The sequence below is a fragment of the Catellatospora sp. NPDC049111 genome, assembly GCF_040648615.1.
GTDB classification, from domain to species: Bacteria; Actinomycetota; Actinomycetes; order Mycobacteriales; family Micromonosporaceae; genus Catellatospora; species Catellatospora aurea.
Genome location: NZ_JBEZEB010000003.1, coordinates 218470 through 230080, shown reverse-complemented (window position 1 = coordinate 230080; position 11611 = coordinate 218470). Strand labels below are relative to the sequence as shown.

The 11611-nt window shown below is 72.3% G+C and carries 11 protein-coding genes; 2 read left to right on the top strand and 9 right to left on the bottom strand.

Translation table 11 applies throughout. The features are described 5' to 3' along the window. Positions 1-46: 46 nt before the first annotated feature. The 5 genes from AB0B66_RS05920 to AB0B66_RS05900 form a co-directional block, all read right to left on the bottom strand. Complete coding sequence (locus AB0B66_RS05920; protein ID WP_360523519.1) at positions 47-1384, bottom strand: biotin carboxylase N-terminal domain-containing protein; 1338 nt, start codon at positions 1382-1384, stop codon at positions 47-49. A 173-nt stretch (positions 1385-1557) separates the two neighbouring features. Then, on the bottom strand, positions 1558-2151 hold the full coding sequence (locus AB0B66_RS05915) for a TetR/AcrR family transcriptional regulator (RefSeq protein WP_239167297.1): 594 nt from the start codon (positions 2149-2151) through the stop codon (positions 1558-1560). A gap of 53 nt (positions 2152-2204) precedes the next feature. Continuing rightward, positions 2205-5069 (bottom strand): hypothetical protein, encoded by a 2865-nt coding sequence (locus AB0B66_RS05910; RefSeq protein WP_360523516.1) that lies wholly within the window; start codon positions 5067-5069, stop codon positions 2205-2207. 293 nt (positions 5070-5362) lie between these two features. Further along, positions 5363-6133, bottom strand: a complete 771-nt coding sequence (locus tag AB0B66_RS05905; protein ID WP_360523513.1) for a hypothetical protein — start codon at positions 6131-6133, stop codon at positions 5363-5365. 1 nt (position 6134) lies between these two features. Next, positions 6135-6656, bottom strand: a complete 522-nt coding sequence (locus AB0B66_RS05900; RefSeq protein ID WP_360523510.1) for a SigE family RNA polymerase sigma factor — start codon at positions 6654-6656, stop codon at positions 6135-6137. Between the two features lie 160 nt (positions 6657-6816). Here AB0B66_RS05900 and AB0B66_RS05895 point away from each other — a divergent pair, with 160 nt between their 5' ends. Further along, positions 6817-7599: a maleylpyruvate isomerase family mycothiol-dependent enzyme gene (locus AB0B66_RS05895; RefSeq protein WP_360523507.1), complete on the top strand. Its 783-nt coding sequence runs from the start codon at positions 6817-6819 to the stop codon at positions 7597-7599. Between the two features lie 19 nt (positions 7600-7618). On the opposite strand, the gene AB0B66_RS05890 is transcribed toward AB0B66_RS05895, so the two are convergent. Further along, on the bottom strand, positions 7619-8389 hold the full coding sequence (locus AB0B66_RS05890) for an SGNH/GDSL hydrolase family protein (protein WP_360523504.1): 771 nt from the start codon (positions 8387-8389) through the stop codon (positions 7619-7621). Between the two features lie 104 nt (positions 8390-8493). Between AB0B66_RS05890 and AB0B66_RS05885 the strand changes: the two genes are divergently transcribed. Further along, positions 8494-9180 carry a DsbA family oxidoreductase gene (locus tag AB0B66_RS05885; protein ID WP_360523501.1) on the top strand — a complete coding sequence of 229 codons (687 nt, stop codon included), beginning with the start codon at positions 8494-8496 and terminating at the stop codon, positions 9178-9180. An 83-nt stretch (positions 9181-9263) separates the two neighbouring features. On the opposite strand, the gene AB0B66_RS05880 is transcribed toward AB0B66_RS05885, so the two are convergent. The 3 genes from AB0B66_RS05880 to AB0B66_RS05870 all read right to left on the bottom strand — a co-directional run bounded on the left by AB0B66_RS05880 (position 9264) and on the right by AB0B66_RS05870 (position 11535). Beyond that, positions 9264-9749, bottom strand: a complete 486-nt coding sequence (locus tag AB0B66_RS05880) for a hypothetical protein (protein ID WP_360523498.1) — start codon at positions 9747-9749, stop codon at positions 9264-9266. 119 nt (positions 9750-9868) lie between these two features. Beyond that, a complete protein-coding gene (locus AB0B66_RS05875; RefSeq protein WP_360523495.1) occupies positions 9869-11014 on the bottom strand; it encodes a hypothetical protein in 1146 nt (381 codons plus the stop codon). Further along, the gene (locus tag AB0B66_RS05870) at positions 11011-11535 is read right to left on the bottom strand and encodes a SigE family RNA polymerase sigma factor (protein ID WP_360523492.1); all 525 of its coding nucleotides are present in this window, start codon (positions 11533-11535) and stop codon (positions 11011-11013) included. Before AB0B66_RS05870 ends, AB0B66_RS05875 begins: the two co-directional genes overlap by 4 nt. Positions 11536-11611: the final 76 nt, after the last annotated feature.

Below are 11611 nucleotides of genomic sequence, written 5' to 3'. Positions count from 1 at the left end.
GACAAAGGGGGCCCGGCGGTCGCTGGGCCCCCTTTGTCATGTCTGCTCAGCGCATCCGCGAGACCAGGCCGGTGTCGTAGTCGCCCGAGACGAACTCGGCGTTGTCCATCAGTTCGGCGAAGAACGGCAGGTTGTTCTTCGGGCCGATCAGCTCGAACGCGTCGACCGCCGCCTTGGCCCGCGCGATGGCCTCGGCCCGGTCGGCCCCGTACACGATGACCTTGGCCATCAGCGAGTCGTAGCTCGGGGTGACGACATTGCCCTCCGCGTAGCCGGAGTCCACCCGCACGCCCTCGCCGTGCGGCTCGACCCAGGTCTTGATCGCGCCGGGGCCGGGCAGGAAGCGCTTCGGGTCCTCGGCGTTGATCCGCAGCTCGATGGCGTGGCCCTGGGAGGCCAGCGTGGACGGCTCGAACTGCACCGGCAGGCCGGCGGCGACGCGCAGTTGCGCCTCGACCAGGTCGATGCCGAAGACCAGCTCGGTCACCGGGTGCTCGACCTGCAGCCGGGTGTTCATCTCCAGGAAGAAGAAGTCGCCGGTGGCCGGGTCGAACAGGCACTCGACGGTGCCGGCGTTGCGGTAGCCGACCGCCTCGCCCGCGCGAACCGCGGCGGCCAGCAGCTTCTCGCGCTGCTCGGGAGTGAGCGCCGGGGACGGCGACTCCTCGACCAGCTTCTGGTTGCGCCGCTGCACCGAGCACTCGCGCTCGCCCAGGGCGAGCACGGTGCCGTCGGCCAGGCCGAGGATCTGCACCTCGACGTGGCGCACCCGGGGGAAGTAGCGCTCCAGCAGCACGGAGCCGTCGCCGAACGTGCGCTCGGCGAAGCCGCGCACCTGCTCGTACTGCGCGGTCAGCTGGGCGGCGTCGTTCGCGACGGCCATGCCCATGCCGCCGCCGCCGGCCGCGGCCTTGACCATGACCGGATAGCCGATCTCCTCGGCGGCGGCCAGCGCGGCCTCGACAGTCACGGCCGGGTCGGCGGTGCCGGGGGCGACCGGCACGCCCGCGGCGGCCATCAGGTTACGAGCGTTGATCTTGTCGCCCATCGCGGTGATCGCCTCGGCGCCGGGCCCGACCCAGATCAGACCACTGGCCGCGACGGTACGGGCGAAGTCGGCGTTCTCGGAGAGGAAGCCGTAGCCGGGGTGGATCGCCTGCGCGCCGGTCTGCTTCGCGGCGGCGAGGATCGCCTCGGCGTTGCGGTACGACTCGGCCGGGTTGGCCGGTCCGACGCACACCGCCTCGTCGGCCTCGCGCACGAACGGCAGTTCGGCGTCGGCCTCGGAGTACACCGCGATGGTCCGGATCCCCAGGCCCCTGGCGGTGCGGATGATGCGCCGGGCGATCTCTCCCCGGTTCGCGACCAGCAACGACTCGATCATGCCCGCGTCCCTCCTACGCTCAGCCAACCACACCTGAGCCTAAACGCACGTTAAGTTCGGCGCACCCACCGGGGCCGCCGCATCGGCACGGACCAGCAGTTTCGGGGAAACTGCGGCTTCCGGGCACGCCGAAGGCGCAGTTTCCCCGAAACTGCGAAAACGGGATGGGCGGGTCAGCCCAGCAGGGCGGCCAGGGCGGCGGCGCGCAGGAGGGTGGCGCGGCGCTGGCGCTCGACCTCGCCGCCGAGGAACGGGGTGGAGTTCATCAGGCCGAAGGCGGCGTGGGCGAGGACGCGGGCCTCGCCGCCGGTGACGTCGCTGCGCACCGAGGTGAGCACCTGGACCCACTCCTCGACGTACTGGCGCTGCAGGCGGCGGATCTCCCGGCGGGGCTCCTCGGGCAGGCGGTCCAGTTCGTGCAGGTGCAGGGCGATCACGGCGGGGTTGGCCAGCGCGAACTCGACGTGGAAGTCGACCAGGGCCTCGACCGCGGCGCGCGGGTCGCCGGGGTGCGCGGAGACCTGTCCGCGGCCGCCCGCCAGCAGGCCCTCGCTCACCGGCATCAGCGCGGCGACAAGCATCGCCTCCTTGCCGGCGAAGTGGTGGTAGAGGGCGGGCCCGGTGACACCGGCCGCGGTGCCGATGTCGTCCATGGACACGCCGTGATAGCCGCGCGCGGCGAACAGGCCGACGGCGATCTCGAGGATCTCCTCACGTCGCGACCTGCGCGCCGGCTTCGCTGGGGGGGTGTCTACCTGCTGCTCCACTGCCGTCACCCGAGACATGCTACTCGCCGGTCAAGCCGCAGCTTAACGTCCGTTTAGTCCAGTTCGAACCCATATTCGCCCGCCAATTCGCGCGCTTCCTCGCCCCGGCCGCACTGCATCAACGCGTGCGCGAGCGCGTACGCCGCCCGCGGCAGCGTCGCCGAGTCGCGGGGCAGGCCGTTGAGCACCTCCCGCAGCAGCCGCTCGGCCTCCTCCGCCCGGCCCAGCGTCAGCAGCACCTCGCCCATGGTCAGGTCGGCGAGGAACGCCTCCCCGAACGCCTCCAGCCCGCGGAAGCGCTCGGCCGCGCCGCGCACCCGGGTCAGCGCCGCCTCCGGGTCACCCGCGCCGGCCACGGCCCGCGCCCCGTCCAAGGCGAGCCAGGCCAGCTCGTACTGCGCCTCCGGCTCCTTGGCCAGCCCCGGTGGCAGCTCCGCCGCCGCGGCGTCGGCCAACTCCACCGCCTGGCGGGCCCGGTCCGGGTCGTCGGCGTACATCGCCGCCACGGCCTGCCGGCGCCGGGCGCGCATCTCGTCCAGCGGCAGCCGCGCCAACCGGTACGCGGCGGCGGCCGAACCGAGCCGGGTCGCCGCGAGCGCGTCGCGATCGAGGTCGAACAGCAGCTCACCGGCCTGTTCCAGGACCCGCGCCCGCCCCGCGGCGTTGTCGAACCCGTCCAGGTTCGCCGCGAGCTGATCAAGGTAGGAAAGCGCCTGGTCGGTCTCTCCCAGCCGCTGGTGGATCGCGGCCAGCAAGTGGCGCACCTGATCGGCGAGGTTCTGGTTGCCGGCCCGGTCCGCGCCGTGCACCGCCTCCTCGGCGACCTCGGCGGCCTCCTCGACCCGGCCGGTGTTGAACAGCGCCACGGACAGGTGGAAGCGGGCGTGCTCGGCGTCGTCGCCGTGCTCCTCCCCCGCCTCGGGTTCACCCGTGAGCCTGACCACCATGGCGGCCAGGTCGTCGACCACTTCCCGGGCCCGCGGCGTGCCCGCCAGCAGGACGGCCCGCCGCTCGCGGACCTCACGCTCCAGCGGCTCGGGCAGCACCCTCGCCAGCGCCCGGTCGAAGGCCGCCGCCGCGCCCGCGTTGTCGTCGAGCATGCTCAGGCCCTGGCCGAGGAAGAACTCGCCCAGCCCGGTCATCTCGTCCTGGTCCTCGGCGACGGCCTGCACGATCAGGTGCCGGGCCGCGTCCACGGACTCCTGCACCCGGCCGTCCGCGCCCAGCGCCTGCGCCCGCAGCAGCATGACCTGCAGCCGCACCCGCGCCCCCGGGTCGGGTTCGCCGACTCCGGCGATACGGTCCAGCTCGCGCAGCGCCTCCCCCGGCTGCTGGGCGTGGAGCAGCGCGACCGCGAGCCGCCGCAGCGCTCCGGCCTGGTCCTTCGGCCCGCCGTGCGCCAGCAGGTAGTCCGAGGAGGCGCGGACCTGCGCCAGCCCTTCCTCCGGCTGGCCGTGCCGGCTGCGGTGCAGCCCCAGCCGCCCCCGGATCCGCTGGCAGCGCACCTCGTCGCCGGCCGCGGTGTAACGCTCCAACGCCTCGGTCCAGGCGTGCTCGGTCTGCTCGGCCGTCTCGCCGTGCAGCCGCATACCACGCAGGTCGGCAAGCCGCCCCTGCTGCAGCGCGGTCAGCCCGGCCGCGCCGGTGAACGGTTCGATGCGCTGCCACAGCGCCTCGGACCGGGGCTCGTCGTCACACCGCAGCGCCTCCTCGATCAGATCGAGCAGCCGGTCGAGGCCGGCGTCCGCGGGCACGTCCGGCAGGTCCGCCACGACCGGCGGGGCCGCGACCTCGGGCGTGCGCCGCGCCGCCGCGCCCACCCGCGCGGTCAGGCTCAACGGCAGCCGCTCCACCAGCGGCTCGGCCGCCAGCAGCGCAGCCACCCGGGCACTCTGGGCGAGCGTGCCGTTGCGGGCGTCGAAGCGCTTCGCCAGCACGCCGGCCCGCTCCGCGAGGTGCTCGGCCAGTTCCGCGATGCTCTGCTCCGTGCCGTGCACCGGCTGCGCCCCCTGCCCGGCGGCGGCCAACTGCCGCAGCACCAGCGCGGCCGCGGCGGCGAACTCCAGCTCGACCATCGGGGAGGGCGCCTCGGCCAGCCACGGCAGGTGCCGCTCGACCAGTTCCAGGCCGCGTACGGCGTTGCCGCTCACCGCGAGGAAGTACACGTGCTCGGCGATCGTGCCGAGCTTGCCGCGGTCCCCCCGGATCGCGCGGTATGCCTGATGGTGCGCCTTGCGCGCCTCGTCGAGCCGACCGGTACGCAGATACGGCAACAGCAGCGCGGTGAGGATCTCCTGCGGCTGCTCGGCGCAGGTCAGCCGCCCCGCCAGCACCGGCTCGGTGAGCTCGATGGCCTCCGCGTCACGGCCGCGCTCGGTCAGGTGCCGCACCTGGTCGGTCGGGTCGCATCCGACGCAGTCCGAGTTGCCGTCGCGCGGAGCCGCCAACCACTGCTCGTAGTGCAGGTCAGCGGCCGCACGGTCACCGAGATGGAACGCCAGCAGCCAGCGGTGCTTGTGCACGGCCTGCGGGCTGTGCCCGCCCTCCTCATAACGGCGCTGCATGTCGTCGAGCACCGCATGGGTCCGGGCGAGCGGCACGTCCGGAAACCGGGTCGCCGAGTTGATCACGTACTTGTAGTGCCAGAGCAGCAGGTACTCCTGGTCCCCGTACCGCTCCGGATACGAGTCGAAGCGGGCCAGGCACCAGGAGAACGTCACGAACCCCTCGGCCGGCCGCCCGGCGCGCTGGTACGCCTCCGTGGCCGCCATCCGGGCGTGGAACCGCAGCTGCTCGTCACCGAGCGCGTCCGCCTGGGCGATCGCCTCCTCGGCCAGCGCCACCTGACCCGCACCTCGGGGGGCGTCCCAGCACTGCTCGATGAGCGCGCGGATCCGGTCGGGGTTGGGGTTGGTCATGGAGCGGGGTTCTCCTCGTCGGTGCTCACACCCGGCTCCCTGGGTCCGGCTCAGGTAGAGACGCGCTGGGCGGGGGCAAAGGGTGGCGGCGAACCGCGACCACTTGCGGACACGACGGCACGGCCCGCACGGCGGCAAGCCGCAGGCCCGACAGGTCGATCGCGTCCCGTGAACCGCCCTGGAACGAGTGCTCCACGTCGGACACCGTACCCGGACGCGGCGACGCGCGCGCGACACAGCCGAACGGGCGACTCCCCAGGGGGAGCCGCCCGCCGACCCTCAGCAGCACCCGGTCACTCGTAGCAGTCCTGATTGCGCAGCTGCAGGCTGATCTGGATCACCGATGTGTGGCCCATCTCGATCCGATATCTGGCCGCGGGGTTGCCGGGCACGTCCACGTAACCACGACCGAGCGGGCGATCCGGCTCCACGACCGATTCCCAGCTCGGGTAGATCGCGATCAGCTCCTCGTAGGTCATGCCCAGACGCAGCCCTTCGGGGGTCTCGACGCCCGGCATGGCGTAGATCGCCGCGAGGCCCAGCCGCTGGGAAAAGAACAACTTCCCGTCGATGTCGCGGTCGTCCTCCGGCGTCGGCGTTCCCTTGAGGACGGCAGAACTGTCGCACGTCATACCGTCGTCGATCGTCCCGTTCCCGACCACCAGGCCTGTCGCGACGGCTTCGGCGGGGCTCTGCCCGAGCAGCAGATCGCCGTAGCCGCGCGGCCCGAGCACGAGTTTCGCGGCAGTGTTCGCGGGCGACGGGGTCGCCGAGCGCGAAGGCGTCGCGGAGGGGGACGACGCACCGCTCGGCGACACCGCGACCTGCGTCGACGCCATGGGGTCGGGCGGGCCCTGGCTGCCCCGGTCCAGGGAGGCGTACGCCAGCGCCGGTGCGGCCAGCAGCAGCACCCCGAGCACGCTCAGCGCTGCTGTCGTGCGGGCCCGGCGGCGCTTGACGGTGTGCCGCACCGCGCCCGCACCAATGGGGCGTACCGAGGGCGCGGCACCGGCGGCGAAGCCCGCGAAGGCGTCCGTGATCAGGTCGTCGTCGAAGTCGGTCATCTCAGTTCTCCTTCTTGAGCTGGGCGGCCAGGGCGGCGCGGCCACGGCTGAGCCAGGATTTGACGGTGCCCTCGGCGACACCTTCCTGCGCCGCGATCTCCGCGACCGGCAGCTGCGCCATGTAGTGCAGGACGACCGCCCGCCTTTGCTGGGCCGGGATCTTCGCGAGGGCCCGGGTGAGCGCGACCCGGTCCGGGTCGGGTCCCGCGGTGTGCTCCTCACGCTGGCGGCGCAGGAAGTTCAGCGCCGTCCGCTTGCGGCGGAAGTTGCTCGTCGCCAGGTTCCAGGCGACCCGGCGCACCCAGGCGACCGGCTCGTCGTACCTGCTGATCCGGCTCCAGCGGGCGTACGCCCGGCAGAGTGCCTCCTGCACCAGGTCCTGCGCCTCGCCGAGATCACCGAGGTAGGCGTACAGCTGCAGGCTGAGCGGCGTGAAACTCGCCGCGTAGAACTCGTCGAAGTCGCGTGACACGGCGGATGCCGCCGAGTCCGCGACCCAGACCTCCCCGTGTTGCGTGGCCATGGCGGTCACACGGTCCTTCCTCCCCGATGTCACCGGTCGGATCCGGTGGATGGCACCAACACGCGCGATCTCCGGTACCGGTTGCACCCCGATCCGTGCCCGACATCGTGCCGTCCCGCGGAAGCTTGCATCGAGGGGGTGAACGCGGAAGGCTGCGGCCATGTCCGCACACGACCGCGCCGCCGCGGCCTGCCGCCACAGCCTGCACGCCCTGGCCAAGATCGGTGACCAGCTCACCGACGAGCAGTGGGCCGCCTCGACCGACTGTCCCGGGTGGTCCGTGGCCGACGTGTACGCCCACGTGGTGAGCCTGGAACAGTGGATGGCCGACGGCGGTATGCCCCCGGACAGCCCGCCGCAGCAGCTGATCGACTCCGGGGTCGAGCGGTGGCGCGGCACGACCCGCGGCGAGGTGCTCGCGGCCCTGCACGAGCTGCTGCCGGTGCGCGAGCGTCAGCTCACCGACGAGCTGCGGGCGGCGGACGCGCCCGGCTGGTGGGTGTGGGCGAACACGGCCGTGCCGTTCGCGGTGCAGTTGTCGGCGCGCGCGTTCGACCTGTGGGTGCACGAGCAGGACGTGCGCCGCGCCCTGCGCCGGCCCGGCAACCTCGGCTCCCCCGGCGCGCAGAACGCCCGGGACCTGGTCCTGCAGGCGCTACCGCGGATCGTGGTCAAGAAGGCCGGTGCGCCACCCGGCGCCGCGGTGCGCTTCACCACCCTGGGCGAGCTGCCGCAGGACTTCACGGTGTACGTCGACGAGCACGGTCGCGCCTCGGTGGTGCCCAGCGACAGCCATCGGTGCACCGCCCACGCCACGCTGAGCTGGGAGGCGTACACCCTGCTCGCGACGGGACGCAGCACCCGGGACCGGCAGCAGGTCTGGCTCACCGGCGACGTCGCCCTGGCCGAGAGCGTCCTCGACCACCTGAACATCGCCCCATGACCCGGCCCTGACCCGGTGGTCAGGCGGTGGGATCGATCGGACCGAGCTCGGCGCGTTTCGCGGTGACGGTATCGCCGGAGGAGCGGCCGGTGAGGCGGCGCTTGATCCAGGGGGCGAGGTAGCGGCCGGCCCAGGCCAGGTCGTCGGCGCGGGCCGCCGGCCAGGACTTCACCGTCGGCCGGGGCGGCACGTCCCACCAGGTCGGGTCGGTCGGCACGCCGAGCGCCGCGAGCACGTGGGCGGCGGTGCGCCGGTGCCCGGCCGCCGACAGGTGCAGCCGGTCGATGCTCCACAACGCGGGGTTGGCGTACTCGTGGTCGTTCCACAGGTCGACCAGGCGCGCGCCATTGCGGTCGGCGACCTCGCCGACGGCCTGGTTGAGGTACCGGATCCGCGGCGCGACGAGGTTGTTGCCGGGCAGCCGCGACATCACGTCGGCGAACCGGAACAGCAGCACGTCCGCGCCGGTGTCCCGGAGCCTGGCCACGGTCGCGTCGAACCGCGCCATCAGGGTCGGCGGGTCGCACTTGCGGCGCAGCACGTCGTTCGCGCCGGCCGCGAAGCTGATCAGGTCGGGCTTCATGGCCAGCGCCGGTTCGAGCTGCTCGCCGACGATGCCGTCGAACAGCCGCCCGCGGATGGCGAGGTTGGCATAACCGAACCCGGGGGTCACCTGGCCGAGCCGCCCGGCGACCAGATCGGCCCAGCCCCGGAACACCCCGTCGGCGTACGGGTCGTCCATGCCCTCGGTGAAGCTGTCCCCCAGCGCCACATACCTGCTCCAACTCACCGCGACATCTTGCCACCGCCGGGCCTACCGGCGGGTAGTGCCCTTGCGCACACCCGCGCGCGGTGTGGGGAACAGAACCCCTCGCCACCGTGTTTCATGGGGACGTGCAGATCGAGATCTACTCCGACGTCGTATGCCCCTGGTGCTGGATCGGCGAGCAGCGCCTGTTGAAGGCGCTCGACGGCTTCGCCGAGCCGGTGACCCTGACCTGGCGTGCCTTCCAGCTCGACCCGTCGGCCGAGTCCGGGCCGCTGGTGGAGTGGCTGGGCCGGCGCTACGGCGGCGAGTCGAACGTCCGGCGGATGTTCACCCAGGTCACCGAGGTCGGCAAGGGCGAAGGTCTGACCATGAACTTCGACCGCGCGATCAACGCGAACACCTTCGACGCCCACCGGCTGATCTGGTGGGCCGGTCAGCACGGCGAGCAGCGGCCGATGGTCGAGGCGCTGCACCGGGCCCACTTCACTGACGGCCTCGACATCGGCGACCGTGCCGTGCTGGCGGCGGTCGCGGCCGGACTCGGCCACGACGAGCAGCAGATGCGCACGCTGCTCGACTCGACCGATGGTGTCGCCGAGGTGCAGGGTGAGCTCGCCATGGCCCGTGAACTCGACATCACCGGCGTGCCGATGTTCGTCTTCGCGGGCAAGTACGGCATCAGCGGCGCACAGGACCCGTCCACGTTGCGCGAGGTGCTGGACGAGGTGCACCGCCGCGAGGGCAAGGCACCGCTCACGGTCCTGCCGACGCCGCGTGGCGCGGTGTGCGACGACGACTCCTGCACGATCTGACCTGCGGCACGACACGAAAGGGCCCCCGGAATGGGGGGCCCTTTTTCATCCGTTTTGTCGATGTTTCACGTGAAACAAGATCGTCAACTGCCGATGCGGAAGAGCGCCTTGTCGTCCTCTTTCGCCCGCGCCTTCGCCTGCCGCCGGCGCAGGGCGCGGACCACCACGAAGACCCAGCCGATCGCCGCCGCGATCCCCGCGAGCGTGAACCCTGTGATCAGCAGATACGTGGAGCCGCCCGCGGTGGCGAAGACGCCCTTGCGGGCACCGGTGTCGAGCGCGTCGACGGTCTTGCCGACCCGCATCGAGTCCGGCTCGTCGTACAGGATGACGTCCTTGCGGGTGCTGCCGTCAGCGGTCTCCCACTCGCCGTAGAAAGAGCAGCTGTACTTGCCGCAGTCCTCGCGCATCGCGGTGAACAGGCCGGGAGTGCCGCTGCCGGAGTGCGCCTGCCAGGCCGGCACCAGATCTTGGGTGCCGTACAGCAGGCCGATCGCCGCGATGACCGGCAGGCCGATCCACACGAAGAACTTCGCCCGCCAGTTCTCGATCCGTCCCAGGATGCCCATGGCCGCGGAGCCTACGGTGGCCGGCCGAAGCCAGACACTGGCCGAACATGCAAAAGGCGGCGCGGGACCGCAGTCCCGCACCGCTTCGCCTCGCCTGGCAGCGGCGTGCCCTGGCCCGCTCAGCCGAGGATCACCTGGAACGGCAGCCGGCCTTCGACGGCGGCCCCGTCGACCGTGATCTCGGAGATCACCCGCAGGTCCGGGGCAAGGCGGTAGAGCTTGCCCGGATCACCCGCCACGCCCACGGCCAGCGAACCGTCCGCCTGGAACCACACCCGGGAGACCTTGCCGACCGGGAACTCGACCGGTTTGCCCGTGGTCATGTCGATGACGTCGGCGACGTTCAGCTGCCGGCTGGGATCGCTGCCCCCGGTGCTCACCGACGCGTATTGGCCGTCCTGGGACACGGCCATCACCACCACGTCCGTGTCGTGCTCGGGCTGGTAGGCGACCGACCTCGGCGCGGTGCCGTCTGCCGTGGTGACGGTCAGCCGGCCGTCGGCGACCGTACCCCGGAACGGACCGGTGGCCAGCGTCTGCGCTTCCACCCACGCCTCGCGCTCCAGCGGAGTGAACTTGCCGGTGCTCGCCTCGACCACGCCGGCGGTCGCGGTGTTGCTGACCTTGCCGACGTACAGGCCGGTGGAGTCCGGCGTCCACACCAGGCCCCGGGTGCCGAGGCACATCACCGTGCTGCCCCGCTTCTGCGCCTGCCCGCCGCGGGTGTCGGCGATCATGAGGTCGCCGCCGCTCCCGTACGAGTCACCGGCGCTGACCACCCACGCGACCTGCCGGCCGTCGGGCGACACGACGATCGAGTTCGACGGGCAGCGGTCGTCGGCCGGGTGGGTGATCGTCCGCAGCTTCTCGGTGCGGGTGACCGGCTCGCAGGTCCCCGGCTCCGGCGTGCCGCACGGGTAGGTCTCCCGCTGCACGTGGAGTTCGAGTTTCGTGGCCCCCACCGCCCGAAGGAAGTAGTAGTCGCCCGTCACCGCGGGTCGTGCGGCGGCGGACGGTGACGGCGGCGCGACCGAGGCGGAAGCCGTCGCGCCTGGAACGACGTCTCCGCCGCCCCCGCCGGTCATCGCGACGGCGGTGACGCCGGCGCTGCCCAGCAGGACCAGCGACAGCGCGGAGGTCAGCACGGTGCGCCGCACGCCGATCCGGTGCGAGGTCCGCAGCGCGCGGTCGCGCAGGTCCACCGGGTTCACGTCGTCGGCGAGGTTTGCCAGGCCGGACCGCAGGTTGTCCATCGGGGCGTTCATCGGGCAGCTCCGTTCGCGACGTGCAGGTCGGACAGTTCGGGGGCGATCACACGCAGCCGCGCGAGCGCCTTGGCGGTCTGGGACTTCACGGTGCCGACGGACACGCCGAGCACCTCGGCGGCCTCGGCCTCCGTCCGGTCCTCGAAGAAGCGGAGCACCAGCACCGCCCGCTGCTTGTCGGACAGCTTCAGCAGTGCGGCACGCAGGCTGAGTTTGAGCGCCGACGCACCGGAGTGATCCCCGCCGCGCCCGCGTTCGGGCAGCTCCCCGGGCAGCACCTCGGCGACCTTGCCGCGGCGCCACCAGGCGACCTGCAGGTGATACATGACCTTGCGGGTGTACGCCTCGGCGTTGCCGCTGTCGTGCAGCCGCCGCCAGGACCGGTGGGTGCGGGCGAGTGCGGACTGCACCAGGTCTTCGGCCAGATGCTGGTCCCCGGTGAGCAGGTAGGCGGCGCGCAGCAGCGCCGGCGAGCGGTGTCGGATGAAGCTGTCGAACTCCGCTGATGGCGAGTCGACCACGTATGCCCCCGTTGAATGAGGAGTGGCGGCAGGCGAGGTGTTCCTGCCGTATTGACGACCTGCAAGATGCGTGCTC